This window comes from Janibacter melonis (assembly GCF_003721155.3).
In the GTDB taxonomy this organism is placed as follows: domain Bacteria; phylum Actinomycetota; class Actinomycetes; order Actinomycetales; family Dermatophilaceae; genus Marihabitans; species Marihabitans melonis.
This window is the reverse complement of sequence record NZ_CP044548.2, coordinates 74312-100845: the sequence shown is the minus strand read 5'-3', so window position 1 is coordinate 100845 and position 26534 is coordinate 74312. Positions and strand designations below refer to the sequence as shown.

Genomic DNA, 26534 nt, shown 5'->3' with positions numbered 1-26534 from the left:
CGTGCTCCCTTCGTCGGTCGGGGCGCTCGCCCCGCCGCAGGTCAGGCCCGGACGCGGGCCAGGACCTCGTCACGGATCTGGGTCATGGTCGCCTCGTCGGCGGCCTCGACGTTGAGCCTCAGCAGCGGCTCGGTGTTGCTCGGGCGCAGGTTGAACCACCACATCGGCTCGCCGTCGTCCTCGCGGTGGGTGACCGTCATGCCGTCGAGCTCGTCGATCTCGACCGTGCTGCGCTGCTCGACCCAGGCGCGCACGTCAGCGGCGACCGCGGCCGCGTCGTCGACGGTCGAGTTGATCTCGCCCGAGGCCGGGTAGCGGTCGTAGGGCGCCATGACCTCGCTCAGCGGGGCCGGCGTCTCGCCGAGGGCGGCGAGGACGTGCATCGCCGCGAGCATGCCGGTGTCGGCGAAGAAGAAGTCGCGGAAGTAGTAGTGAGCCGAGTGCTCGCCCCCGAAGACCGCGTCGTGCTCGCTCATCTGCGCCTTGACGAAGGAGTGCCCGACCCGACCGCGCACGGGCTGGGCGCCGTGCTCGGCGATGATCTCGGGCACGGCCGCCGAGGTGATCGCGTTGTGCACGACGCGCACGTCGGCGGCGGAGCGGCCGGCGGCGACCTCACGGGCGATCTCGCGCGCGGCGATCATCGCCGTGATGGCGCTCGGCGAGACCGGCTCGCCGCGCTCGTCGACGACGAAGCACCGGTCGGCGTCGCCGTCGAAGGCGATGCCGATGTCGGCGCCGTGCTCGCGCACAGCGGCCTGCAGGTCGACGAGGTTCTTCGGCTCGAGCGGGTTGGCCTCGTGGTTGGGGAAGGTGCCGTCGAGCTCGAAGTACATCTCCTCGACGCGCAGGGGCAGCTCGGGCAGCCCCGCCGCGGTGCCCAGGACGGCGGGCACGGTGAGCCCGCCCATGCCGTTCGCCGCGTCGACGACGACGTGGAGCGGGCGGGACCCGGACAGGTCGACGAGCGAGCGCAGGAAGCCGGCGTAGTCGGCGAGCACGTCGCGGTGGCTCACGCGGCCGTGCGGGCCGTCGAAGCCGGACCGGCCGGCGTCGAGGTGCCCCTGGGCGACCTCGCGGATGCGGTCGAGACCGCTGTCCTGGCCGACGGGGCGGGCGCCCGCGCGGCACAGCTTGATGCCGTTGTAGCGGGCCGGGTTGTGGCTCGCGGTGAACATCGCGCCGGGCATGTCGAGCGCGCCGCTGGCGTAGTAGAGGCCGTCGGTGCTCGCCAGGCCGATGAGGACGACGTCGACCCCGCGGGCGGTGATGCCGGCGGCGAGGGCCTCGACGAGCTCGGGCGAGGAGGGCCGCATGTCGTGGCCGACGACCACCGTGGACGCACCCTCGGCCTGCGCGACGACCTCGGCGAAGGCCGCGCCCAGCGCCCACACGACGTCGACGTTCAGCTGGTCGGGCACCGTGCCCCGGACGTCGTAGGCCTTGACGAAGGCCCGCAGGTCGATGCTCACGTCGACAGCCTAGACGGCGGCCGGAGCGCCTCCGGCACGCGCCTCAGCCCTGGTCGCGCAGGACCCGCAGGTGACCGCGACGGCCGGTCTCGCGCAGACCGCTCGCCTGCTCGCTCGCCTGCGAGGTCGGGCGGGCGGTGGCGGGTACGGAGGCGGCGACGGGGCCGCGCGACGACGGCGCAGCGCCAGGCCGACGGCGCACGGCCTCGGCGATGGCGACGAGGTCGTCGTGCGAGTCGGGGGCCGGGGCGCCGGAGTCCAGGCGCACGACGTCCCACCCGCGCGGTGCGGTGAGCCGGGCGGCGTGATCGGTGCACAGGTCGTAAGCGTGCGGCTCGGCGTAGGTCGCGAGCGGTCCGAGCACGGCGGTCGAGTCCGCGTACACGTAGGTGAGGGTCGCCGTCGCCGGGAGGGAGCAGGCGGCTCGGGAGCACAGACGGGAGACACTCACGCCGGTCAATGTAGGCCACGGCGGCGACAGCCGTGGGCGGCGCGCCGGGAGCACCCGGCGCGGGACCTCCCCGGGGGCGCCGTGGCGACCTAGGGTGGCCCGGTGAGCACGGGCAGGGACCGACGCGGTCGTGGGCGACGCGGACCCCTCGCGTGGCCGGCGGTCCCGGCCATGGTGAGCCGGGCCGTCGCCTTCGACGAGCTCGTCCTCGACTGCGCGCAGCGCTACGAAGGGGTCCTCGGCGCCCGGTGGGCGGACGTCGAGCTGGCCGTCGCGGACGTGCCCCCGACCGACCCCGCACCGTGGGAGGACGGCCCCGCGCTGGCCCGGATCTTCCCCGCCGAGGGCGCGCACCCGCACCGGGTCGTCGTCTACCGCCGTCCGGTCGAGACCCTCGCCGCGCGCGAGGGCGACCTGGCCAGCGTCGTCGAGCTCGTCGTGGCCCGTCAGCTCGCCGAGCTGCTGGGCGTCGACGTCGAGGACATCGACCCCGAGCTCGGCTGAGCCGGGCTCACGGGACGGGCAGCACCTCGACGGTGCGGTCGGCCACCCGGGCGCGCAGCAGCGGCGTCACCGAGAGCACGGGGGTCCCGGGCCCGGTCTCCCCCTTCGTCAGCAGCGACGCGTGCACGTCGCCGGAGACCCGCCGCACCCAGACGGCGTCGACGTCCTCGAGCGGCACGACCGTGCTGCGGTCGCGCTCGAGCGAGACCGTCCTCGTCGTCGCCTCGCCGGCGTACACGCTGACGACCTCGGCCTCGGCGGCGCCGGACGGCGCGGTGAGCTGGACGTGGCGCGGCAGCCCCGCGACGGCGTTCGGCACCACTGCTCCGACGAGGTCGCGCACGGCCGGGGTCGCGGTGCTCCACGACATGTCCTGGCCGCCCGTGCGCGACGCGGAGCCGACGACCTCGGCCGCGGCGACGACCGGCTCGTCAGAGGTGACGGTGTAGGCGACGACGCCGCTCTCGACGTCGACGTCGACGCTGCGGCTGGTGCCGGCGGGCACGGTCGCCACCGCGACCGAGCGGGCGCGGTCGGAGCCGACGGCACGCACCTTGACGACGGCGTCCCGGCTGCCGGGGGCGCCGACGACGACGCGGGCCGACTCCCCCTTCGAGATGGCGCCGAGGACGTGCTCACGGCTCGGACCGCCGGTCGCGGGCACGACCTCGAGACCGCGCGGCTCGAGGCCGTCGACCCAGTGGTCGACCACCCAGGCGGCGACGGGCCCGCCGGTCGCGCGGACGCGGACGACCTGCGAGGCGCTCGCCCCGGTGATGCCGTCGAGGAGCAGCGCGACCCGCGAGCGCGGCGGCACGGTGACGTCCTGGCCGGCCGGCGGGGTCTGCATGCGTCGCTCGCCGAGACCGGTGACGTCGACGGAGACGGGGTTCTCGCCCGGGTTGCTCACGAGGAGGCGCTCCTGACGGCCCGCTCCGGAGCCGCCCGCGACGAGCCACTGGTCGGCGTTCGTCACCACGCACGGCGCGGTGCTCGCACCGCGCACCTGGTCGTTCGACGCGACGACCTCCTCCGCGCCGACGAGACCCGGGGCGTGGTCGCCCGTGCCGGTGATCGTCGCCCCCTGGGCGAGGGACCCGCCCCGGGCGACGCGGTCTCGCTCGACGGGTCGGTCGGCCTCGCCGCCGCCGAGCGGGCTCACCTGGAGACGGCCCTGCTCGTCCGGCGGGCGCACGAGCCGGCGCACGAGGTCGTCGGGGGCGACCTGACCGGCGACGACACCCGACGTGCGCACGTCCTCGACGCCGTCGACCCCGGCCAGCGGCGAGCCCGGGCAGACGAGCTCGGCCTGCGTGGCCGGCACGCTCGCGCGCGGCGCGGCCCCCGACGGGCCCGTGGGCTCCGGGCGGGTGGCGGCCTGGGCACCGGCGACGGTGCCGCCGGCAAGGACGGCGACGAGGACGAGCCGCAGCGGCTTCACTGCTCCTCCTGCGGGTCGGGTCGGCGCTCCGTGGGCAGGGCGAGGTAGAGACCGACGACGAGCGAGCCGAGGACGAGCCACTTCCAGGCCGCGTGCCCGGTGCGCACGTCGATCTCGACCTCACGGGTGCCAGCGGGCACGGCGTAGGTGGGCACGCTGCTGCGGGTGTCGAGGACGAGCGGCGCGCCGTCGCCGGTGACGACCGCGTGCTCGGTCCAGCCGATGGGCTCGCCGACGACGACCCGGCCCTGGCCGGGTACTCGCAGGCCCCCGGTGCTCTCGCTGTGGTCGCGCAGCCCGACGAGGTTGCGCGCGCCGTCGGCTCCCCCGACGTAGCGCACCCGCGAGGGCGTCGTCGACCCGGTCGACTCCGGGCGCACGGACCACGTCGTCGTGCCGGCACTCGTCGACAGCCGGCGCAGACCGGGGGTGGCGTCGACGGCGACCTGGTCGTCGCTCGAGGGGTCGTGCATCGTCACGAACCCCACGCCCCACGCCCCGAGCGCGGCGTCGACCGGGGTGCGACCGGACGGCCCTACACCGAGCAGCGCCGCGACGTCGTCGCTCAGCCCCTCGTCGACGAGGGGTGCCGGCAGGTCACGGACGAGATCGGGTGCCTCACGGCCGACGAGGCGGTAGGTGATCGCGCCGTCGTCGGTGCGGCCGAGCGAGAGGGTCCGGCCGGCGAGCGGGCCCTCGGCGGCGTCGACGGCGATCTGCGGCCGGTCGTCGCGCCAGGTCGTCAGCTCGTCGCCGAAGCCGGTGTCGGCCACGAGCGCCGCGCTGCCGACCACCCCGCCGGCGAGGACGAGCACGGGCAGCACCTGCAGGGCGCGACGGGCGCGTGAGGTCGCGGCCGGCAGGGCCGCGAGGCCGAGCCCGGCCAGCGAGAGCACCCCGAGCGCGACGATCAGCCCGCCGACGCCCGGCCACGGGTGCACCTCGGCGCCCGCGTCCGCCAGCCCGGCCGGGACCTCGCCGAGGACGACGAAGGGGGATCCGACCGCGGCGGCCGCCCCGAGGACGACGACGAGACCGGCCGCCCAGGGCACCGGGCCTCGGGCGAGCAGGAGACCGAGCAGCGCGAGGAGGGCCACGGGCAGGTACCACCACAGCGGGATCTCGCCGGGGCCCCCGGGCGCCGCGGCGGCGAGCCGCCAGGCCTCCGGGAGGGGACCACGGGCGGTGGCCCCCCAGCCGGCGAGCAGCCGCTCGGGCTCGGCGCGCAGGGAGAGCAGCCAGGGGCCGGCGAGCAGGAGCGGGAGCGCGAGGAGGACGACGCCGCGCCCGCGCCGGCCCGGTCGGCCGAGGAGGAGCAGGGCGACGCCGACGAGGAGCACCGGCACGGCGAGGGCGGGCACGAGAGAGCCGAGGACGGCGGCCCACAGCGCGGTGCGCACGGCGTCGCTGATCCCCGGGCCACGGCGGGCGGCCCGGACGAGACCGGCGGCGACCCGCGGCAGCAGGACGACGGCGAGCAGCGGGCCGACCCGGCCCTCGCCCGCGGCGGCCGCGGCGGCGGGGGTGCTGATCCACCCGAGGGCGAGCAGGGCGCGCACCCACCGGGCGGACGTGACGACGCGGGCGCTGCGGTAGGCGACGACAGCACCCAGGGGCAGCGCGGCGAGGACGAAGAGGCTGAGCGCGACGCCTGCGGGCGAGTCGGCGTCACCGCCGCCGGGGACGTGCTCGACGACCCAGCTGGCCGCCGCCAGCAGCAGCACCGCCGGGCTGCGCTCGACGTCCGACCCCGCGCCGGCACCGGACCACGCGTCGCGCCAGCTCGCGAGGAGGGACCCCGAGGTCGCCCGGCCGCCGAGCAGCTCTCCGCCGACGAGCCCCGCGTCGAAGCGGTGGCGCAGCTCACCGGTGATCTGCCGACCGGCCCAGGCAGACATCGCGACCGCGGTGAGGAGCAGGAGGGGCACCGGGCTGCGCAGCACCCCGGTGGCCTCGGCACCGGACGCGGGGGCGTCGACGCCGGCGCCGGGGTGATGACCGCGGATGTCGTCGACCAGGCGCTGGCGGGCCTGGGCGGTCGGCACGAAGAGGGTCGCGAGCTCGCGCCGGTCGACGGTGGCGCGCCCGCCGCGGCGCCGCAGCGAGGTGAGGGTGCGGGGGTCGAGCGAGCCGCGCACGAGCGCGAGCTCCTCCCGGGCGAGCCCGGGGCGCTTGAGCAGCAGCAGGGCGAGCGAGGTGAGCAGCGCGAGCAGCGCACCGCCGAGCGCCCGGACGGGTGCCGCCCACAGCGGGCCGCGAGCCAGGGCGACGCGGCGGGCCTGGGCGCGGTGGCGCAGCCCCGGCCGGCGCTCGACCGGCCACGGGCGGACGGCGAGGACGGCGGTCGGGACGGCGACGACGCGGTGCCCGCACCGCTGGGCCCGCCAGCCGAGGTCGAGATCGCCCCCGAGGTCGCCGAGGGCGGGGTCGTGACCGCCGAGCGCGAGGTACTCGTCGCGGTCGAGGAGCAGACCTTCGAGGGGGCCCGCGAGCACGTCGACGGAGTCGTCGTGCTGGCCCTGGTCGCGCTCGCCGCACACGGGTGTCGGGACGAGGCGCCCGGCCCGGGTCACCTGCAGGCCCTGGCGCACGAGGACACCCTCGTCGGCGACGTCGACGACCTTCGGCGTCGCCATGACCACCCCGCGGCTGACGGCGGCGACGAGCGCGTGGAGGGCGTCGGGGCGGGGCCGGCAGCGGCTCGTGAGGACCCACACGAGGTCACGGCGGTCGGCGTGGGTCGGCAGGCTCTCGACGAGCTCGGGCAGCGAGCGCCGCAGACCACGCCGGGGGTCGAGCCGGGTGGACAGGGCGGGCAGCCCGGCCTCGCGCACCGGGGCGAGGACGGCGTCGACGTCGAGCCCTGAGGGGCTGGCGTCGACGAGGAGCACCGTGTGCTGCTGACGGTCGGCGGCCCCGGGGGCGTCGCCGAGGTGCGACTGGGCCAGGAGGGCCGTGACGGTCTCTGCGGCGTCGTCCACGGACCGTGCGAGCAGGACGGTCGCGACGGCAGGGGGCGCCTCAGGAGCGCGGCGGGAGGGGGCCGCGGTGGTCTCGGGCGCGTGCTGGGGTGGTGCCGGTGTCACGAGGAGCGCGTCAGACGGCGCGCTTCTTGAGCTTGCGACGCTCACGCTCGGACAGACCGCCCCAGATGCCGAAGCGCTCGTCGTTGGCCAGGGCGTACTCGAGGCACTCCTGGCGCACCTCGCACCCGACGCACACCTTCTTCGCCTCGCGGGTGGACCCGCCCTTCTCCGGGAAGAAGGCCTCGGGATCCGTCTGAGCGCACAGGGAGCGCTCCTGCCAGGACATCTCCTCGGCCTCGTCGTCCTGGATCGGGTTGAGCATCAGCAGGTCGTGCATCCGGATCCCTCCTCGACATATCGCACCTCGACCCACGCGATCTCGCGCGTGCGATGTCCACGACCTGCTCGCAAGCAGAAAGACATCACCGAAATTACACGCGTGTCATCCACGATTAGTCAAGCCGAAGGGGTTATACGGTCCCCCTGTCCAGGGTCTGCGGCACGGATAGGGTCGATCCGCGCGGACAGCCGGTCTCCAGGGCCCTGTGCAGTGCTGCGACGTGGTACTGGGCGCCCCGCGCGTCGGGAGAGACTGGACCCATGCACGTCGTCGTCATCGCCCCCTCGCCCACCAGCGCACCGGTCGTCGCCGCCCTCGTCGAGGGTCTCCTCGCGCGCGACGAGAGCACCGCGGTCGACGTCGTCGTCGCGACCGCCGAGGACGTCACCGCGCTCGGCCTGCGGGTCAGCGCGACGAGCGACGCGGTCCTCGACGCGCTCGCGGGTCGTCCCGAGCCCGTCGGCACGACCGTGCAGGACGGCCTGCGAGAGACCGGGTCGGGTCCGGGCTGGCTCGAGCTGCCCGACACCGCCGTGGCGACCCACCTGGCCCGCAGCGCGTGGCTGGCCCGGGGTGCGACGCCGAGCGAGGTCCTCGCCCGTCTCTGCGAGGCCGCGGGTCTGCCCGACCGCGTCCGGGTGCGCCCGGTGACCGACGTGCCCGTCGAGACCCACGTCGTCCTCGACGTGCCGGACGGCGAGGCGCCCCAGAGCGCCGTCCACGTGCGCGAGTGGCGCGAGGGGCTGGGCGGGCAGCCGACCCCAGCCCGTGTCGTCGTCGCCGGCCTCGACCGGGCCCCTGCGGCGCCGGGCGTGCTCGACGCCGTGCGCTCCGCCGACGCCGTCGTCGTCGCCCCGGGCGACCCCGTCCTGCAGGTCGGCCCGGTGCTCGGGGTGCCCGGCATGTCCGACGCGCTGCGCGGCACCTCGGCCGACGTCGTCGTGCTCGACCCGCGCCTGGGCCCCGGCACCACGCTCGTCGGTCTCGAGGTCGCCGGGCTGCCCGCGACCGGGCCGGCCGCCGCCGGCATCTACCGCGACATCGCCGACGTCTGGGTCACCCCGGTGCCCGAGACGGGCTACGCCCGCGCGCTGCGCGTCGTCCCCACCGCCGCCTCGGACGCCTTCGCCCTCGCCGACGAGGTCCTCTCCCTCCTCTGAACGCGCCCCGCCTCAGCTTTCCCGCCCAGGGCGGGAAAGTGCGACCTCGGGAAGGAACGGTTCTTGCCCGAGGTCGAAGCTTCCTTCCCGAGCTCACCGCACCCGGCGCGAAGGGGGATCAGAAGCGGGTCGGGAGGTGGGTCGGCAGCGAGCGGCGGGGGCCGCGGCGCGGGGGTGCTCCCCCGACGGCGCTGATGATCCGGCAGGCGCGGAAGCGGTGCCCGGCGTAGGGCGCGACGAGCTCGGCGAGCTCGGCGTCGTCGCCGATCCGACCGGTGAGCGACCACGTGACGTTGCGGGCGAGGTGGTAGTCGCCGAAGGACACGGCGTCGGCGTCGCCGAGGGCGCGCTGGGCGACCTCGGCGGTCGTCCAGACCCCGACGCCGGGCAGCGCCCGGAGCCGGCGGGTCGCGGCGTCCCGGTCGAGCTCGGCGCACTCCTCGAGCCGGCCGGCGACCTTCGCGGCGTTGACGACGACCCGGCTGCGCGCGCCCTCGACCCCGGCCTGCAGCCAGGCCCACGACGGCACGTTCCCCCACCCCGACGCCGTCGGCGGGCAGATCATGCCCTGCTCCCCCGCCGGCCCCGGCGCCGGCTCGCCGAAGCGCGTGACGAGCTGGCGGTAGGACGAGAAGGCCTCGCGACCGGTGACCCGCTGCTCGATGACGGCGGGCACGAAGACCTGGAAGACCAGCCGCGACGCGGGCACGCGGTAGCCCGACCACGACGGCCAGCCGGCGGCGACGAGATCGTGGTGGGGCTCGAAGCCCGTGGGGTCGTCGCGCCCGCCGAGCAGGTCGGGCAGCGCGTCGAGGAACCACTGCGCACCGGCGCCCCACGCGTGAGCGGTGACCTCGTCACCGGGCACGAGGTGAGCCCCGACGGGGCCGTCGGGAGTCGTCCAGGCGAGCCACCAGTCGCGCCCGACCCGGCGCGAGGTCGGGTCGCCGGCGCCCCGGCGGAAGGGCCCGAGCACGCGGTCCAGCGACACCGGGGCGTCCAGCCCCGGCGGCTGGTGGCGCCGGGTCGCGGTCATGCTCAGATCTTGCGGAAGGTCAGGAGGACGAAGGTGTAGTCGAGGTCGACCCGGGTCCAGTGCACGGGCCGCTCGTCGTGCGCGAGGAGCTCGTCGCTCAGCTCGCCGACGAGCTCGAGGCCGTGACGGCGGGCGGTCGCGACGAGCTCGCGGATCTCCTCCGGCGAGAAGATGTGCACCTGCGAGCCGTAGATGTGCTTGCCGGTCGTGTCCGGCGGGCTCTGGTCGTAGTCGGTGGACAGGACGAGGACGCCGCCGGGGCGCAGCACCCGGGCGGACTCGGCGAGGAAGCCCTCGACGGGGACCCCGTGCTCGATGACCGACATGCACGTGATCGCGTCGAGCGCCCCGTCCGCGAGCCCCGTCGCCGTGACGTCGCCGTAGCGGAAGACCACGCCGTCGCGGGTGACGACGTCGCCGAACTCGAGGTTGATGCCGAGGAGGGACTCCGGCTGCTCGCCGAAGCCGTAGAGGCGCAGCCAGGGCAGGACCGGCGAGTACCGGGCGCTGCCCGCGTCCATGATGCGCGCCCGGCGCGAGCCGTCGTCGACGAGCGAGAGGATCGCGCCGACGGCGCCAAGGGCGTCCCAGTTCTTCGGCAGGTCGCGGTGCAGCGGCAGGCGCAGCGAGCGGGCCTCGGCCGTCGCGCGCTCCCACGTCGCCTTGTCGCCGAGCACCGCCGTCGGCGCCACCGAGGTCGGCGCCGGGCGTCCGCCGCCGACCCCGCGCCGGCCCTCGAGCCGGCGCTGCCCCGCGACGCGGCCCCACAGCGCGAGCTCGGCACCGCGCTTGGCGACGGCGAGCAGACGACCTCCGGGAGGTGCGGCCACCTGGCCGGTCGGCTCCGCGGCAGGGGTGCCGGTGGGTCGGTCGGGGTGGACGTCAGACATGGGTATCAACCTTCGAGTCGGGCAGGAGGTGGTGCGCACGTGCCCAGAGCCAGCCGATGCCGGCCCAGGCGACGTCGGCGACGACGCTGTAGAAGCGTGCCACGACGACGACGGCGGTCGCCGCGGCGACCGGCATCGACGTCGCGAGGAGGACGACGAGGACCCCGTCGCGCACGCCGACACCGGCGGGCACGACGAAGGAGAACATGCCGATGCCCGCGGCGAGGAGGTAGCCGCAGATGCTCACGAGCGCGAGGTGACCGGGGTCGGCGCCGGCGTCGGCGAGCGAGGTCGCCATGACCCAGATCGACGCGCCACCGGCGAGCCACGACAGCGTGAACCACATCGTCGACAGCGCGACCGCGGCGAGCGAGAGGTCGTGCTCGAGCGGCTCGCGGCGCAGGAGGCGGAAGAGCAGGGCGATCGCCCGGTTGAGCACCGGGGGCCACAGCGCGACGAGCAGCCCGCCGACGACGAGGACGAGGAACCACGTCGGCAGGTTGGCCTGGCCACGGGTCAGCAGCGCCGGCAGCGCGGGCAGACCGACGACGATGCCGCACAGCGCCGACAGCGCGATGGTGATGAGCCCGACGACCGCGGTGCGACGGCGCGGGACCCCGAGCCGCCGGGCCATGTCGGCCTGGGCGACGACCGACCACACCGAGCCGGGCAGGTACTTGCCGAGCTGGCCGACGAAGAAGACGCCGCTCGCCGGGGCGAGGTGCAGCCGGGAGCCGAGGTCGGCGAGGAGCACCCGCCAGCCGAGCACGGTGAGGGCGGGCGACACGAGGGCGAGGACGAGCCCGAGCGCGAGCGACCCGGCGCCGATCCGTCGGAAGGACGCGGAGACGTCGTCCCAACCCCGGGTCAGGGCGTACCCGACCGCGAGGAGGACGAGGGCGAGGAAGGCGACGCGCACGGCGTCGACGACGCGCTTGCGGGTCGACCGGGTGGTGGGCGGGGGCGGCTCGGTGACGGGCGCGGCCGCTTCGGGAGCACCCGGCTCGGGCGCGACGGGCTCGCTCATCGGCGGCGCAGGGTCAGCCGGACGACGGCGTAGGCGTCCTCGGCGTCGCGGCCCGAGGTGCCCGCGGCGACGTCGGCGGCCCGGCGCAGCCGCGCGGTGAGATCGCCGTCGAGGTCGCCGACGAGCGCGAGACCGGCGTCGTCGGCCCGGGCGATGACGCCGCGCAGGTCGGCGGGCCCGACCGCGTCGTCGTCGGAGCCGCCGACCGCGAGGGTGAGCACGAGGATCCCTCGGGCGCGCAGCGCCCACGACGCGACGGTGACGAGCTCGTCGACGTCACCGGCCGCGGCCCCACCGGGGTGCAGGGCGGTGATGACGTCGAGGCTGGCCGTGTCGAGGTCGAGCAGGTCGAAGGGCGAGCGCCCGCCGGACAGCTCGACCTCGACCGGTGCGTAGCCGAGCGATCGGGCCCACCGGGCGAAGGGGGACCTGGGCCCGGAGAAGTCGAGGACCGTCGCGGAGCGGGCGGTGTCGCCGCCGACGGACAGCAGCGCCGACACCGCGCCGAGCGCGGCCCAGCCGGCGATCCGGTCGCCGCGGCCGGGCAGGCCGAGCGAGCCCGCGAGCTCGTGGGCCGCCTCGGCCTCGTCGTCGACGCCGAGCACGTCGGTGGGGCGCACCCAGTCGGGCAGGTCGCGGTCGCGCAGGTCCAGGCGCGGCTCCCGCCGGCGCCGGGCCGCCCGGGCGAGGTCGCGCACCGCGCCGAGGCGACGGGCGAAGGGGGCGGCCGAGGGTGCCTCGTCCGGCCCGTCGGAGGCGTCGGGGATCGCGACGGCGCCGTCGGCGGCGACCGCCTCGAGGGTGCCGACGTAGCGGGCCCACGGGCCGGAGAGGTCCGGCGGGCGGACCCCTGCACGCAGCCGCTCGACCTCGTCGGGGTCGGCGAGGCGCTCGAGAGCGGTGACGAGCGCGTCCTCGTCGTCGGGCGCGACGAGCAGCCCGTCGACGTCGTCGCGGACCTGCTCGGCGAAGGTCCCCACCCGCGAGGCGAGCGCAGGCAGCCCGTGCTGGTGAGCAAGCAGGACGTTCTGCGAGGCGGTCGCGCTGCGGTAGGTCAGGGCGAGGACGTCGTGGTCGGCGAGCAGGGGCGCGATCCGCTCGGCGGGCACGTACCCGCCGTGGATCTCGACCCGCCCGGCGAGCCGGGGGTCCTGCGCGAGCTCACGGATCTGTGCGCCCGCGTCGCCCCACATCTCCCCGGCGACGGTGAGGCTCACGCCCGGCACCCGGGTCATCGCGCGCATGAGGACGTCGATGCCCTTGTAGCCGCGCACCAGCCCCAGGGCGAGGATGCGGGCCGGGCCCCGGTGGGCGGGCCGCTCGACGGGCGCTCCCCCGGGCAGGTGCGGGGGCAGCTCGGAGACGACGACGTGCGAGGCGCCGAGCTCGCGCGCGAGCCGCGCCTGCTCGCCGGAGTGCACGACGACCGCGTCGACCCGGGCGAAGAGCCCGCGCATGATCGCGGCGTCGCCGGGGTGCGGCTCGTGCGGCAGCACGTTGTGGCAGATGACGACGCTGCGCGGGCCGCGACCCGTGCTCGACGTGCGCCCGGCGCCCGCCGCCCGCAGGAGCAGCAGGTGGAGCGGCACGACCGGCGGGATGACGTGGACGACGACGACGACGTCGACGTCGCGCAGCGCTCGACCGGCCCGCACGAGCGTGTCCGGGCGCGCCCACGACAGCGAGTGCTCGGTGCCCGGGAAGGGCTCGACGTCGGGCGCCCCGCCCGCGGGGACCGACTGCTCCCCCGGGTAGAGGAAGCTCGGGTACAGGTGCCGCCACGAGACGAGCCGGACGTCGTGCCCGGCGTCGCTCAGCTCGTGGGCGAGCGTCGTCGTGTGGCTGGCGACCCCGCCCTTGTACGGGTGGGTCGGCCCGACGACGGCGACCCGCAGGCGCGCCTGGTCGCTCACGGGCTAGACCGCGTCGCGCGAGCGGACGAGCAGGTCGGCCATGAGCGCGAGGGACCCGATGAGGATGCCGCTCACGACGAGCAGGATCGTGCTCGCCGGGACGTAGAAGGGGTGGCGCACCATGTCGACGACGAGCTTGAGCCCGCCGATGAGCACGAGCCACAGCGCGGGCGGCATGAGCACCCGCAGCGGGTCGAAGTACATGACCATGCGCAGCACCTGGAGGATGTAGCGGTAGGCGTCCTTGAAGAACTTGAACTTCGAGGTGCCGGCCCGCTTCGCGTACGACGTGTAGACGTACTTGATGTCGTGCTGGTTCATGAGGAAGGCCAGCGTGATCGTCGTGACGCACGAGAAGCCGGGGGGCAGCAGGCGCAGGTAGGGCAGCGCGACGGAGCGGCGGATCGCCCGCAGACCGGAGTTGAGGTCCGGGATCCGCTGGCGCGAGAGCCACTCGGCGATCTTGCGGATGACGAACTTCGCCGGGACGCGCGCCCACTTGTGGGTGCCCTCCTCGGTGGTGCGCGCGCCGACGACCTGGTCGTAGGACGGGTCGTCGAGGAGCACCTGGACGAGCTCGGGGATGCGCTCGTTCTCGTAGGTCATGTCGGCGTCGGTCCACACGACGATCTCGCCGCGGGCCTGCTGGGTGCCGATGCGACGCGCGGTGCCCGAGCCGCCGTTGCGGCGGAAGGCGAGGATGCGGATGGCCGGGTAGTCCACGGCCGCGGCGGTGAGCACCTCGAGGGTGTCGTCCGTCGACGCGTCGTCGATGCACAGCAGCTCGTAGCTCAGCCCGCTCTCGTCGAGGACGCGGCTGATCCGCTCGATCTCGAGCATGACGTGCTCGGCCTCGTTGTAGCAGGGCAGGACGACGGTGACGAGCGGGTCGCCCGGCTCGCGCTCGACCGGCTCGCCGGCCCCGACGTGCTCGACGACGGGGTTGCGCCGACCGGGGTGACCGGCGACGGCCGGCGTGACGACGTGGTCCCCGTCGTCGCGCACGGCACCGCTGCGCCCCGGCTGCGGGACCGGGACGGTCGGGTCGGACGACGGGACGGGGGTGGGCCCGGGGCCCTGCATGTGCTCGCTCATCTCGTGAGCGAGGGTATCGCCCGCCGGGTCGGCGGGCCGCATCGTGCCCGAAGGGGTGGTCGGCCCGCCGTGCTCAGCCGGCCGGGGCGAGCCAGACCTGGAGGGGCAGCGGGGTCGTCCCGTCGGGGCGGTCCTCGAGGATGCGCATGTCCTCCTGCACGGTGACGTCGAGGACGAGCTCGCCCGCGGGCAGACCGAGCTCAGGCAGCGACTGCGGACCGCGCGAGGCGACGAGGACGAGTCGCCCGCCGGAGGCCTCGACCCGCTCGGCGAGGTCGTCGACGGCGGCCCGCAGCTCCTGCGGGTCGTCGCGCAGCAGGCCCTGGGTGGCGACGGCCGGCACGTCGCACATGCCCCGCGTCACCTGGGCCCACTGGTTGACCGCCCAGTCGTCCGCCGCGAGCACGAGCGTGGCCCCGCTGTCGTGCACGGCACGGCAGTAGGTGTCGACCGCGGCCAGCTCGCCCTGCTCGATGCGCTCGGAGCGGTGCGGCCAGGTCGCCGCGGCGGTGGGGACGGCGGCGGCGAGGAGGACGACCGCGACGGCCGCTGCGGCCAGCCGCCGACCCCCGGCCCCCGGGGCAGTCGCGAGCAGCCGGCGGCCGAGCCAGGCGGCCGCCACGACGACGAGGAGGAGCACGAGGGGCAGGACGACGAGGAGCCTGCGGTCGGCCCACGGGTGGTCGGGGGTGATGCCGGGTCGCCACAGGGTGAGCAGGCTCGACCCGGTCGCGACGAAGAGCGGGCCGGCCCACGACGGGTAGGGGTCCCCCTTCGCCCACGTCGAGCCCAGCCGCCCCCACAGGGCGGCGAGCGCGAGGAGGGCGACGACGAGGGCCACCGGGCCCACCCACCACGACAGCCACTCGACGGAGTGCTCGGCGTAGGTGCGTCCGCCGTCGACCGGCAGGCCCTGCGCGGCCTGCATCCGCGCGACGTACATCGCGCCGGGGTCGCTCGGGTCCTGGCGCACCGTCATGACGAGCGGGCGCAGCGCGAGACCGACGCCGACGAGGACGACGAGCGGCGCGAGCACGCGCGGCAGGGTCGTCGTGAGGCGCGCCGGCAGCGACCAGCCGCGCGCCGAGCGGCGCAGCAGGTACCAGCACAGCAGGCCCATGAGGACGACGAGCCCGACGAGGGGCAGCAGGGAGGCGCCGATCTCGCCGAGGTAGCGCCAGCTCATGACGCCCGCGACGGCGAAGCCCGCGAGCGTCGCCCCGACGGAGCCGACGAGCAGCGGCCGCCCCCACGAGCGCCCGCGCGCGAGGAGCAGTGCGGCGACGGGGACGAGCAGCATCGTCTCGCGCAGGGCGTCGATGCGCACGATGCTCGTGCCGCCGACGAGCACCCCGGCGAGCAGCGCGGTGCGCGCGACGCGCACCGCCACCGGGCCGGAGGCCCCGCGGCCGTCGTCTCGCGTCGCGAGAGCCAGGGCGAGGAAGCCGCCGGCGAGGGTGAGCGCGGCGAGCGGCTCGGAGTACGTGCTGCGCGAGGTGTGCAGCCACGGGAAGCACGCCCCGACGAGCAGCACCCCCGGCGTGGCGAGCCAGGCGCCGGCCCGGCCCCGGATGCCGAGGGCCAGGAGCAGCCCGAGCCCGAGCAGCGCGGGACCGGCGAGCACGGCCGGCGCCCACATCGCGAGGTCCGGCCCGCCGAGACGAAGGGGAATCGAGTACGTCAGGGCGGGGCCGGGCATGAACTGCGGCTGGACCGAGGGGTCGTCCGGCGAGCCGATCTCGTAGAAGGCCGGGGACTCCAGCGTCAGCCCCGGCACCGCGAGGGTCTCCGGGCCGCCGATGTCGGCCGGGTCGACGGGCACGGGCCGGCGCGACTCACGGGCCAGCTGCTCGGTCGCCTGGTAGTAGCTCGCGGAGTCGCGGCGGGGCAGCACCTGCTCGCTGCGTGTCGTACCGGTCCACACCGTGATGGCGAGGACGGCGAGGACGAGGAGCGCCGCGGGGGCCGCCGGCATCGCGACGGCGGGCAGGTCACGGGTCCCCCGCACCGCCGCGGCCGCGGCGACGACGGCGGTGACGACGCCGACGAGCGGGGTCCAGGCCCCGACCCAGGCGAAGACCGCTCCGACGAAGCCGAGCAGCACGAGCCACAGGGCCGTGGCGAGCACGACGCGGGTGAGCACGCCACCGGCGTCGGCCGTGCTGCGGGAGGCGGTCCGCTCGCGGTCGTCAGGAGCGGTCGCGGCGGCAGTCACGCGCGCCACGGTATCCCGACCACCTCGACGCGACGTGGCACGGTGGTGCCATGCCAGCCCCCTCCCCCGCCGACCTCCTGCCCGCCCTCCTGGCCGACGACCCGGCCCGCCCGCGGATCACCTGCTACGACGACCTGCCCGGCGCGACGGCCGGCGAGCGGGTCGAGCTGTCCGCCCGCGTCCTCGACAAGTGGGTCTCGAAGGCGGCGAACGCGCTCCAAGAGGAGTGGGACGTCGCCCCCGGCTCGGTCGTCGTGCTCGCCGCCCGGCCGCACTGGCGCGCCACGTACTGGGCGCTCGCGACATGGGCCGTCGGCGCGACGCTCTCGCTCGTCGAGGTCGACGACGCCGAGGTGGCCGTGAGCGACACCCTGCCCGGCCCGGACGCGACGACGAGCGTCTACCTCACCCGCGCCTCGCTCGCCCGCTCGAGCGACGTCGCGCTGCCCCCGGGCGTCGTCGACGAGGCGGCCGACGTGTCGGGCTACGGCGACTTCTTCGCCCCCTGGGCGACGCCCGAGCCCGACGGCACCGCGCTCGTCACCGGCTCCGGCGAGATCACCTACGGCGAGCTCGTCGACGCGGCAGCGCGGCGCTGGCCCGACCTGCCCCGTGGCGGCCGGGTCGACGTCGCGCCCGCGAGCACGCAGGACCTGCTGCTCGCGCTCGTCGCCGCGTGGTCCGCCCGAGGCTCTCTCGTCGTCCACGTCGGCGGCACCGACCCCGCCGTGCGGGCGCGGCGGGCCCAGGACGAAGGGGTGGACCACCAGATCGAGGTCGACCCGGCCTGAGCCGGGTCGACCTCGTCGTGGGTACGGGGGTGCGTCAGCCCGCGCGGCGGGCGCGCAGCTCGTGCTCGAGGGCCTGCCACGTCATGCCGCCGACGACACCGGTGCGGGCCATGCCCCGTCGGCCCTGGAGCGCCTTGACCGCCTCGACGGTCTTCGGCCCGTAGGAGCCGTCCGCCCGGACGCCGAGGTAGCGCTGCAGGGTGGTGACGGCATACCCCTTCGAGCCGGGCTTGATGACCGTGGTGCGGTACTTGAGGAAGGGGTAGTCGCGGGCCTCGAGCGCGTCCCACGTCTTGGCGTCGACGACGCCGGTGACCTTGAGCTTGCTCGCCCACTGGAAGGAGCGGACGGCCTTCTCCGTGGCCTTGCCGTAGGCACCGTCGACGCCGATGGCGAGAGCGCGCTGGAGGGTCTTCACCGCGGCACCGCGAGCGCCGGGGGCCAGGACCGTCGACTTCAGGCCGGAGTACTCCGTCGTCGAGCGCACGGTCGGGGTGACCGGGGTCGGCTTCGGCGTCTGGACCGAGCCGTTCTTCTTGTACGGCAGCCCGGCGAGCGCGCGCCAGGCGTTCTCGCCGACGACGCCGTCGACCTTGAGGGTCATCTTGCGCTGGAAGGAGCGCACGGCGGTCGCGGTCTTCTCGCCGTAGCTGCCGTCGGCGGCGATCCCGAGCTTCTTCTGCGCGGCCTTGACCGCCTCACCGGTCGAGCCGAGGCGCAGGGTGGTCTTGAAGTACTTCGCCAGGCTCTCCATGCCCCCGCGAGCGGGGATCTCGCCCAGCGCCACCATCCGCTCCCACGTGCGGGTGTCGAGGACACCGGTGACCGGGATGGACTGCGCCGACTGCCAACGGCGCAGCGCGGTCTCCGTCGCGGGGCCGAAGGCGCCGTCGGCGGTGACGCCGATGACCTTCTGCGCGAGCTTGACGTCGTCCCCCTTCGCGCCGACCTTGAGGGTCGGGTAGCTGTCCGGGGTGGCGACCGGGGGCGTGACGGGGGTCCCGCTCGACCCGCCGGGGGTGCTCGTGACGCTCGTCCACGCCTTGCCCGTCCACCACGACGTGCGCTGCATCGCGCCGTCCCAGCTGAAGGAGAAGTGAATGTGGTCGGTGTGCGGGCTCGACCCGTAGTACGGGCGCCAGCCGACGCCCATGTTGTACGTGCCCCAGATCTTGCGGTCCCAGATGATGTACATGACGCCGAAGCGGCGGGCCATCGCGCCCGGGCGGCCCTGCGCGTCGGGGGCGACGAGCCAGGCGACGACCGAGTCGGCGATCTCCTGCTGACGGGGGTCGTTCTTGTTGAGCATCCAGTCCAGCGCGCGCCCCTCGGAGTGCTCCGTCAGACCGGCGTTGCAGTTGCGGCTGATGCCGTAGTTGAGCTGGCTGTAGTGCTGGGACATGAGACGGGCGAAGGCGGTGACGCCCGGCTTGGCCACGGGGTCGCAGACCGTCTGCGGCAGGTACGGCGAGGCGACGTCGAGGTCACCGGGCAGGTTGTTGTTGACGGGCGGCCTCGGGGCGTCCGCCGCGGCGAGCGGGGCCATGACGGGGATGGTCACGGCGGGGACGACGAGGGCACCAAGAACGCGGGCGCTGAGGGACACGCCGGATCCTCCGTTTCAGCAGGCAGATCCGCTGGGCCAGGGGGAGCCCAACGGCGTCTGGCATCAGGTGTCACAGAGGTCCCTGGCGCCACAACGTGCACAGATATCTCACGGGGCTCTCCCGACGCGCCAGACCCCGGAGGTGAATTACGTCCCTGTCGTTCCGTGGACGAGCACACCGTGCGCTGCCGCGGGAGGACACTGCTGACCGGCCCGTCGGGCCCGCGCACCCCGCCCGGGACCGTCCGTCGACGGCCACTAGCCTGGCGCCATGGACAAGGTCGTCTCCACTGCTGCCGAGGCCGTCGACGGGATCCGTGACGGCGCCTCCCTGGCCGTGGGCGGGTTCGGGTTGTGCGGCATCCCGAGCGTGCTCATCGCCGAGCTGCGACGGACGGGGGTGAAGCACCTGCGCTGCGTGAGCAACAACTGCGGCGTCGACGACTGGGGGCTGGGCCTGCTCCTCGCCGGTGGTCAGATCGACCGCATGACCTCCTCCTACGTCGGGGAGAACAAGGAGTTCGCCCGCCAGTACCTCTCCGGCGAGCTCGAGGTCGAGCTCACCCCTCAGGGCACGCTCGCGGAGAAGCTGCGGGCCGGTGGCGCCGGGATCGCCGCCTTCTACACCCGCACCGGGGTCGGCACGCAGATCGCCGACGGCGGTCTGCCGTGGCGCTACGACGCCGAGGGCGGCATCGCCCTCGCCTCGCCGCCGAAGGAGGTGCGCCCCTTCGCCGTGACGAGCCGCGACGCCGAGGCCGAGGACGGCCGCCGGGTCGAGGAGCACGAGTTCGTCCTCGAGGAGGCGATCTCGACCGACTTCGCCCTCGTGCGCGCCTGGAAGGGCGACCGCCACGGCAACCTCGTCTTCCGCACGAGCTCGCGCAACTTCAACCCGCTGTGCGCCATGGCCGGCCGGCTGACGATCGCCGAGGTCGAGGAGCTCGTCGAGCCCGGCGACCTCGACCCCGACGAGGTGCACCTGCCGGGCATCTACGTCCAGCGGGTGCTGCCGCTGACGGCCGAGCAGGCCGCCGACAAGCGGATCGAGAAGCGCACGGTCACCCCCACCCCCACGACGCAGGAGGCCTGAGATGCCGCTGACCCGTGTGCAGATGGCCGCACGTGCCGCCCAGGAGCTCGCCGACGGCGACTACGTCAACCTCGGCATCGGGCTGCCCACGCTCGTGCCGAACTACGTGCCCGACGACGTCGAGATCGTCCTGCAGTCCGAGAACGGCATCCTCGGCGTCGGGGCCTACCCCGCCGAGGACGCCGTCGACCCCGATCTCATCAACGCGGGCAAGGAGACGGTCACCCTGCGCAAGGGGGCGAGCATCTTCGACTCCGCGACGTCCTTCGGGATGATCCGCGGCGGCAAGGTCGACGCGGCGATCCTCGGTGCCATGCAGGTCGCCGCCAACGGCGACATCGCCAACTGGATGATCCCCGGCAAGATGGTCAAGGGCATGGGCGGCGCGATGGACCTCGTCCACGGGGCCCGCAAGGTCATCGTCCTCATGGAGCACGTCGCCAAGGACGGCTCGCACAAGATCGTCGCCGAGTGCGACCTGCCGCTCACCGGCAAGGGCGTCGTGCAGCGGGTCATCACCGACCTCGCCGTCATGGACCTCACCGAGGACGGCGTCGTCGTGCGCGAGCTCTTCGACATCTCCCCCGAGGACCTCCAGGACAAGACGGGCGTGGCGCTGACCTTCGACCTCGAGGGCTGACCCCCCTCGCCGGTCGAGGTGCGACGAAGGAGCCTCGAGACACCCAGCCACCTTCGCTGGTCGAGGTGCGAGACCACCCAGTCCTCCTCGCTGGTCGAGGTGCGAGGGCGCTCAGCGCCCGAGCCTCGAGACCACCCGGCGGCTCACGACTCCCGCGCGGCCCACAGCCAGGCCGTCGGCACCTCCTGCGTCGTGCCGACGGCCCGCACGCGGGTCCACGACGGGGCGCGCTGCAGGGCCGCCGCCGTGGCACCCGGCAGCGGAGCGGCCCCGACGAGCACGACCTCGCCCAGCCCCCCGGCCACCGCCCGGTGGAGGACCCGAGCCGAACCCGCCGGGGCGAGGACGACCTCGGTGCCGCCGACGGAGCGCACGAAGTGCTCACCGACCCGCCCGGCGACCTCGGCGTCGTCGTCACCCGGCAGACGGACCGTGCTCAGACCCGCCCCGGTGAGCGAGTCCTCGACGGCCTCCGAGACGTGCGCGATGCCGCCGAGCAGGTGCGCCGACGTCACCCCCGCACGGCCCACGGCCGCCCGCGTGCGCCACGGCAGCTGCGTGCTGCCCGCGACGACGACCGGCTCGCGCAGACGGCGCGCCGTCCCGGAGAAGGCCGCACCGGCGGAGCGTCCCGTCGTCGTCGTCACCGCGACGGCCCGCACGGTGCGCCGCGCGGAGATCTGCTGCAGGACCGCGGCGGCCACCGAGTCGACGTCCGAGCCGCCGAGGCGCACGACGACGAGGCCCCGCGAGCGCAGCGCGCGCAGCACCCCGTCCTCGACCGTCGTGGGCCCGCCGACGACGTAGGCGGTGCGTACGCGGCTCCCCCGCCGGTCCAGCTCCGCCGTCGTCGCAGACCCCAGGCCGCGGCGACCGGTGAGGAGCAGCGGGGCGTCGAGGGTGCCGGCGAGCGGCTGGGCGACGAGGGCGTGCAGCGCGTCCTGCTCGTACTGGCTGGCGAGGACCACGCTCGTCGCGCTCGTGGGGACCGACCGCGCGATCGCGACGGCCAGCCCGGGGGCGCCCGCGCCCGACGTCCGCGCGTCGGCGCGGCGCAGCGCCGTCGACGGGAGGCCGAGGGCCTGTCGCAGCGCGACCCCGGTCAGCGTCGCCGTCGTGCCGCCCGAGGAGGTCGCCCTCGCGGTGGCCACGGCATGGCCGGTCGCCCGGTCGGAGAGGTCGAGGCGCACGACGTCGGGCAGGCCAAAGGCCGCCGCGAGGCTCGACTGCGAGATCGTCCGGGTCCACGAGCGGTAGGGGTTCTCCGCGCCGAGGCTCGCGGGGTCGTAGCGGCTGCGCAGGTAGGGCCGGGCCGCCCCGAAGACCTCTCCCCCGTCGAGCGACCACCCGCCGTTGCTCGACGAGTACAGCGCCTCGACCACCTGGCCGCCGTAGCGCGGGACGTACCCCGTCGAGGACGAGCCGGTCGCCCGCACGGCCGCCTGCCAGCGCGGCCAGGCGGCGAGCTCGCCGCCCGTGGGCACGGGGTGGAAGACCTGGTCGGCGACGGTGTCGGTGACGTGGCACGCGCACTCCGGGCGCAGCCCGCCGGAGATCTTGCGCATCGCGTAGGCCCGGGCGGCGGCGGCCTGCGCCTGGAGGGCCGACGAGGGCCAGCTCCACGGCACCTCGCGGATCTGGTCGAGGTACTCGTCGTGCAGCCGGACCCAGAGGACGGCGTGCACCCCAGAGCCGGCCGAGGGGGTGAGGACGAGGCGGCCGTAGCGGTAGAGCGACCCCGAGACCTCGAGATCGGTCCGGGCCGCCCAGGTCGTCACGGTGATCCTCGACCCGGTGAGCGGCGCCCAGGAGCAGGACGAGCAGCTCGCGACGACCGACGAGCCGCTGCGGGTGACGACGACCGTCGCCCCGCCCGGGGCGCTCACGGTGCGCGAGCCGGCGGTGAGGGTGAGGGTGCCCCCTCCGCTCGCCGTCGCGCGCCCGACGAGCCGCGACTGCGCCACCGACTGCTCGAGCGAGACCGCGACCTGCTGGGTGTCCGGGACGGCGTCGTAGGTCGTGCCGGCGTAGTAGTGCGCGAGGATCTGGCGCGCGCTCCAGCCCTCGTCGGCGAGGTGCTTCGCCCCGTACTGGCTCATGCCCACGCCGTGACCGAAGCCGGACCCGCTGATCTGCCACTGCGTGGGCACGACGACCGCCGCTTCCGTTGCCGGCGCACGGCCCGGTGGCGCGGCAGAGGTCGGCGCCGCCATCGGCACGAGGAGCACGGCGGCGAGGAGCAGGGCGGGCAGTGTGCGAGGCGAGATCATGGCGGGACCGGCTGCTCGAAGGGATCTGCGGGGCATCGATCGTAGTCCCGCGGGCCGCCCCGCGACAGGGCCTCAGCGGGTCTGGTCGTCCCCGTCGGCGGCGAGCGAGGCGGGGCTGGTGAGGAAGCCGATCCCCCACGCCCAGTGCATCGTCGCGATCGCCAGGGGCACCCGGGCCCGCACGGCGGGGGTCTCCCCCTTCGCCACCACCCAGCCGCCCACGGTGACGGCCGCGGCGTAGCCGAGCGGTACGACGAGGGCGGGCCTCCAGCGCAGCCCGACGACGGTCGCGGCGAGGGTGCCGGCGACCATGACCGGCGGGGCGAGGTAGCGGGCATTGGCCGTGCCCGGGTGGCGACGGGCGACGACCCGGCGCCACCGGCCGTACCCGCGGTACTGCGCGGCGAGCCGGCGCACGGTGCTGCGCGGGCGGTAGGTGACGACGAGGTCGGGGGTGAACCACACGCGGCGGCCCTGCTGGCGCAGGCGGTGGTTCATCTCCCAGTCCTGGGCCCGCGAGAAGTGCGGGTCGTAGCCGCCGACGGACTCCAGGGCCTCTCGCCGGAAGACCCCGAGGTAGACCGTGTCGGCCTCGCCCGCGCCCCCGCCGACGTGGAAGCGGCTGCCGCCGACGCCGAGCGGGCTGCGCATCGCCGTCGCGACCGCCCGCTCGAAGGGGGTCGTCCCCCGGGCGTCCATGATCCCGCCGACGTTGTCTGCGCCCGTCTCGTCCAGGACGCGCACCGCCGTGGAGATGTACGACGGGGGGATCTCGGCGTGGGCGTCGACGCGGGCGACGACGTCGCCGGAGGACGCGGCGATGGCGGCGTTGAGGCCGTCGGGGGTGCGTCCGCTGGGGTTGGGCACGGAGAGCACCCGCGGGTCGGCGGCGGCCAGACGCGCGGCGAGCTCCTCGGTCCGGTCCGAGGAGGGCCCGACGGCGAGGACGACCTCGACCCGTCCCTCGTAGTCCTGCTCGAGGACCTGGCGCACGGAGGCCTCGAGGTGACGCTCCTCGTCGAGGACGGGCATGACGACGCTGACGGCGGGGAGGGGGTGCGGCACGGGCCCAGTATGGCCGTCCACGGTGTTGCTGCGAGCGAGCACACGGCTGCGCCTCGTACCCTGTCCGGCATGCCTGAGCACCCCCGCCGGCCCCGCCGCCCCGAGGACGGACGTCGCGACGACGACGCGATGACCTTCGACGTGCGGCGCGGCCGCTCCCGCTCCACCGGGGGTTCGCCGACCCCGCGCGAGCGGCCGCAGCGGCCTCAGCGCCCCGCCCAGGGCGCGGCCAAGCCCGCCCCCAAGCCTGCGCCGAAGCAGCCCGCCGACCGCCCGCGCCGCCGTCCTGAGCCGGGCTCAGCACGCGCCGACGACACCGCCCGCGCCATCCCGACCGGCAGCCGCGCCGCCCGTCCGGCAGGGTCACGCCCCCAGGGGCAGTCCCGTCCCCGCCAGCAGGCCCGGCCCGACGAGCGGGCCGAGCCGCGCACCCGGGTCATGCCGGTGGCCGGCCAGGGCCAGTCGCCGCGCCCGGAGCGGCCCCGCCGTCCGGAGCGGCCCGCGACCGACGACCGGGGTCGTCCCGGGGGCCCGACCGGCCCGACGCGCACCGGTGGGGGCCGGCGCCGCCGCCCCCTTCGCACCGCCGGGATCGTGCTGCTCTGCCTCGCCCTCGTCTGGGGCGGGGCGACGTACTGGGCCGTGAGCTCGGCGTGGGGCGAGGTCAACAAGGTCGACGCGACCCCGAGCGGCGAGCGCGTGGCCGAGGGCGACGGGCGTAACGTCCTGCTCGTCGGCAGCGACTCCCGCGAGGGCATGACCCGCGAGGAGCGCAACCGGCTGGGCACCGGCCAGGCCGAGGGCAAGCGCACCGACTCGATCATCGTGCTGCACACCGGCGGCGACCGGCCGGTCCTGCTGTCGATCCCCCGTGACTCCTACGTCGAGATCCCCGGCCACGGGATGAACAAGATCAACGCCGCCTACTCGATCGGCGGGGCCAAGCTGCTCGGCGAGACGATCGAGGCCAACACCGGTCTGCACATGGACGGGTACATGGAGATCGGCTTCGGCGGCTTCGCGCAGGTGGTTGACGCCGTCGACGGGGTGTGGATCTGCGTCCAGCGCGACATGGACGACCCCAAGGCGCACATCGACCTCAAGAAGGGCTGCCAGACCCTCGACGGCAAGACGGCCCTCGGCTATGTCCGGGCGCGCTACTCCGACCCCGAGGGCGACATCGGCCGCGCGAAGCGTCAGCGCCAGTTCCTCGGCTCGCTCATGGGCGAGATCGCGACGCCGGGCACCCTGGTCCAGCCGTGGAAGCTGCGCTCCCTGGGCCAGCAGTCGGGCGGCGCCCTCACCGTCGGCGAGGACGACTCGATGATCGAGACCGGTCGCGCCTTCTGGGCGATCCGCTCGGTGTCGAAGGGGGAGGGCGACTCGATCGTCGTCCCGATCTCGAACAGCAACCTGCCCACCCCCGTCGGCTCCGCCGTGCAGTGGGACACCGAGAAGGCCCCCCAGCTCTTCGACGACCTCAACCACAACCGCCCCCTGAGCATCGACCCCTCGAAGGGCTGAGCCGTCAGACCCCGGCGGGCCGTCGCACCTCGACCACCACGGCCCCCTTCGGTCTCCACCCGATGCGCTCCGCGCCACGACTGCCCGGTAGCGTCGCGCCCATGCAGAAGATCGGTGTCGTCGGGTGCGGACTCATGGGTGCGGGCATCGCGGAGGTGTGCGCGCGAGCAGGCAGCGAGGTCGTCGTCGTCGAGTCCGACGACGCGCGCGCCGAGTCGGGCCGCGCCCGCCTCGAGAAGTCCCTGCGCCGGGCCCAGGAGCGCGGCAAGCTCGACGACGCCGGCGCCGTGCTCGAGCGGATCCGGGTCGTCACCGATCTCACCGAGCTCGCCGACCGCGACATGGTCGTCGAGGCGATCCTCGAGGAGGAGTCGGCGAAGGTCGCCCTCTTCAAGCAGCTCGACGAGATCGTCACCAGCCCGGACGCGATCCTCGCCTCGAACACGAGCTCGATCCCGATCATGAAGCTCGCGACGGTCACGAAGCGCCCCAGCCACGTCCTCGGCGTCCACTTCTTCAACCCGGTCCCGGTGCTCAAGCTCGTCGAGCTCGTCCCCTCCCTCATGACCGACGCGCAGACGACCGAGCGCGCCCGCGACTACGTCGACAACACCCTGGGCAAGCAGGCCATCACCTGCCAGGACCGCGCCGGCTTCGTCGTCAACAGCCTGCTCATCCCCTTCATCCTCAGCGCGATCCGGATGTACGAGTCCGGCTTCGCGACCGCCGAGGACATCGACTCCGGCCTCGTCCTCGGCGCCGCCCACCCGCAGGGCCCCCTCGCCCTGGCCGACCTCATCGGTCTCGACACGACGATGGCCGTCGCCCAGTCGCTCTACGAGGAGTTCAAGGAGCCGCTCTACGCTCCCCCGCCGCTGCTCGCGCGCATGGTCGACGCCGGCCTCCTCGGTCGCAAGACCGGCCGCGGCTTCTACACCTACGAGCAGTAGACCGAAGAGGACGCCCCCAGGTCGC

General features: G+C 75.2%; 21 protein-coding genes. 7 read left to right on the top strand and 14 right to left on the bottom strand.

Translation table 11 applies throughout. From position 1 onward, the window contains the following. Positions 1-41: 41 nt before the first annotated feature. Both EEW87_RS00460 and EEW87_RS00455 read right to left on the bottom strand, forming a co-directional pair. Positions 42-1472: a phosphomannomutase/phosphoglucomutase gene (locus tag EEW87_RS00460; RefSeq protein ID WP_123091105.1), complete on the bottom strand. Its 1431-nt coding sequence runs from the start codon at positions 1470-1472 to the stop codon at positions 42-44. Positions 1473-1515: 43 nt separating this feature from the next. Next, positions 1516-1923 carry a DUF3499 domain-containing protein gene (locus tag EEW87_RS00455; RefSeq protein ID WP_123091106.1) on the bottom strand — a complete coding sequence of 136 codons (408 nt, stop codon included), beginning with the start codon at positions 1921-1923 and terminating at the stop codon, positions 1516-1518. Positions 1924-2025: 102 nt separating this feature from the next. On the opposite strand from EEW87_RS00455, the gene EEW87_RS00450 reads away from it, so the two are divergent. Continuing rightward, positions 2026-2427: a metallopeptidase family protein gene (locus EEW87_RS00450; RefSeq protein ID WP_224766748.1), complete on the top strand. Its 402-nt coding sequence runs from the start codon at positions 2026-2028 to the stop codon at positions 2425-2427. Between the two features lie 7 nt (positions 2428-2434). Here the strand turns inward: EEW87_RS00450 and EEW87_RS00445 are convergent, their stop codons facing one another. The 3 genes from EEW87_RS00445 to EEW87_RS00435 form a co-directional block, all read right to left on the bottom strand. Then, positions 2435-3868, bottom strand: a complete 1434-nt coding sequence (locus EEW87_RS00445; protein WP_123091107.1) for a DUF5719 family protein — start codon at positions 3866-3868, stop codon at positions 2435-2437. After that, a complete protein-coding gene (locus tag EEW87_RS00440; RefSeq protein ID WP_123091108.1) occupies positions 3865-6849 on the bottom strand; it encodes a glycosyltransferase in 2985 nt (994 codons plus the stop codon). The genes EEW87_RS00445 and EEW87_RS00440 overlap by 4 nt, the downstream gene beginning before the upstream one ends. 115 nt (positions 6850-6964) lie before the next feature. Then, complete coding sequence (locus tag EEW87_RS00435; RefSeq protein WP_068273506.1) at positions 6965-7231, bottom strand: WhiB family transcriptional regulator; 267 nt, start codon at positions 7229-7231, stop codon at positions 6965-6967. 263 nt (positions 7232-7494) lie between these two features. Here EEW87_RS00435 and EEW87_RS00430 point away from each other — a divergent pair, with 263 nt between their 5' ends. Then, entirely contained in the window at positions 7495-8394 is a 900-nt protein-coding gene (locus EEW87_RS00430; RefSeq protein ID WP_123091109.1) for a 2-phospho-L-lactate transferase CofD family protein, read from the top strand. Positions 8395-8512: 118 nt separating this feature from the next. Here the strand turns inward: EEW87_RS00430 and EEW87_RS00425 are convergent, their stop codons facing one another. From EEW87_RS00425 to EEW87_RS00400, 6 genes are all read right to left on the bottom strand, one after another. Beyond that, a complete protein-coding gene (locus tag EEW87_RS00425) occupies positions 8513-9430 on the bottom strand; it encodes a DNA-3-methyladenine glycosylase family protein (RefSeq protein ID WP_163562352.1) in 918 nt (305 codons plus the stop codon). A gap of 2 nt (positions 9431-9432) precedes the next feature. Further along, complete coding sequence (locus EEW87_RS00420; RefSeq protein WP_123091110.1) at positions 9433-10320, bottom strand: methyltransferase domain-containing protein; 888 nt, start codon at positions 10318-10320, stop codon at positions 9433-9435. Then, positions 10313-11347 (bottom strand): lysylphosphatidylglycerol synthase domain-containing protein, encoded by a 1035-nt coding sequence (locus EEW87_RS00415; protein ID WP_123091111.1) that lies wholly within the window; start codon positions 11345-11347, stop codon positions 10313-10315. Before EEW87_RS00415 ends, EEW87_RS00420 begins: the two co-directional genes overlap by 8 nt. After that, positions 11344-13260: a glycosyltransferase family 4 protein gene (locus EEW87_RS00410; protein WP_205473755.1), complete on the bottom strand. Its 1917-nt coding sequence runs from the start codon at positions 13258-13260 to the stop codon at positions 11344-11346. The genes EEW87_RS00415 and EEW87_RS00410 overlap by 4 nt, the downstream gene beginning before the upstream one ends. A 3-nt stretch (positions 13261-13263) precedes the next feature. Beyond that, a complete protein-coding gene (locus EEW87_RS00405; RefSeq protein ID WP_225212872.1) occupies positions 13264-14355 on the bottom strand; it encodes a glycosyltransferase family 2 protein in 1092 nt (363 codons plus the stop codon). Positions 14356-14428: 73 nt separating this feature from the next. Further along, a complete protein-coding gene (locus EEW87_RS00400; RefSeq protein WP_148041525.1) occupies positions 14429-16570 on the bottom strand; it encodes a hypothetical protein in 2142 nt (713 codons plus the stop codon). Between the two features lie 50 nt (positions 16571-16620). Here EEW87_RS00400 and EEW87_RS00395 point away from each other — a divergent pair, with 50 nt between their 5' ends. Then, a complete protein-coding gene (locus EEW87_RS00395; RefSeq protein ID WP_123091113.1) occupies positions 16621-17361 on the top strand; it encodes a TIGR03089 family protein in 741 nt (246 codons plus the stop codon). 34 nt (positions 17362-17395) lie between these two features. Here EEW87_RS00395 and EEW87_RS00390 read toward each other — a convergent pair whose 3' ends face one another. Beyond that, the gene (locus EEW87_RS00390; RefSeq protein WP_123091114.1) at positions 17396-18967 is read right to left on the bottom strand and encodes a peptidoglycan-binding domain-containing protein; all 1572 of its coding nucleotides are present in this window, start codon (positions 18965-18967) and stop codon (positions 17396-17398) included. Positions 18968-19238: 271 nt separating this feature from the next. Here EEW87_RS00390 and EEW87_RS00385 point away from each other — a divergent pair, with 271 nt between their 5' ends. Both EEW87_RS00385 and EEW87_RS00380 read left to right on the top strand, forming a co-directional pair. Then, on the top strand, positions 19239-20060 hold the full coding sequence (locus EEW87_RS00385) for a CoA transferase subunit A (protein ID WP_123091115.1): 822 nt from the start codon (positions 19239-19241) through the stop codon (positions 20058-20060). Position 20061: 1 nt separating this feature from the next. Further along, positions 20062-20700 carry a 3-oxoacid CoA-transferase subunit B gene (locus EEW87_RS00380; protein ID WP_123091116.1) on the top strand — a complete coding sequence of 213 codons (639 nt, stop codon included), beginning with the start codon at positions 20062-20064 and terminating at the stop codon, positions 20698-20700. Between the two features lie 143 nt (positions 20701-20843). On the opposite strand, the gene EEW87_RS00375 is transcribed toward EEW87_RS00380, so the two are convergent. Both EEW87_RS00375 and EEW87_RS00370 read right to left on the bottom strand, forming a co-directional pair. Further along, a complete protein-coding gene (locus tag EEW87_RS00375; RefSeq protein ID WP_163562351.1) occupies positions 20844-22970 on the bottom strand; it encodes a SpoIID/LytB domain-containing protein in 2127 nt (708 codons plus the stop codon). 72 nt (positions 22971-23042) lie between these two features. Continuing rightward, positions 23043-24035 carry a glycosyltransferase family 2 protein gene (locus EEW87_RS00370; protein ID WP_123091118.1) on the bottom strand — a complete coding sequence of 331 codons (993 nt, stop codon included), beginning with the start codon at positions 24033-24035 and terminating at the stop codon, positions 23043-23045. Between the two features lie 69 nt (positions 24036-24104). Between EEW87_RS00370 and EEW87_RS00365 the strand changes: the two genes are divergently transcribed. Both EEW87_RS00365 and EEW87_RS00360 read left to right on the top strand, forming a co-directional pair. Then, positions 24105-25559, top strand: a complete 1455-nt coding sequence (locus tag EEW87_RS00365) for an LCP family protein (RefSeq protein ID WP_225985057.1) — start codon at positions 24105-24107, stop codon at positions 25557-25559. 101 nt (positions 25560-25660) lie between these two features. Beyond that, the gene (locus EEW87_RS00360) at positions 25661-26509 is read left to right on the top strand and encodes a 3-hydroxybutyryl-CoA dehydrogenase (RefSeq protein ID WP_068273482.1); all 849 of its coding nucleotides are present in this window, start codon (positions 25661-25663) and stop codon (positions 26507-26509) included. Positions 26510-26534 lie beyond the last annotated feature (25 nt).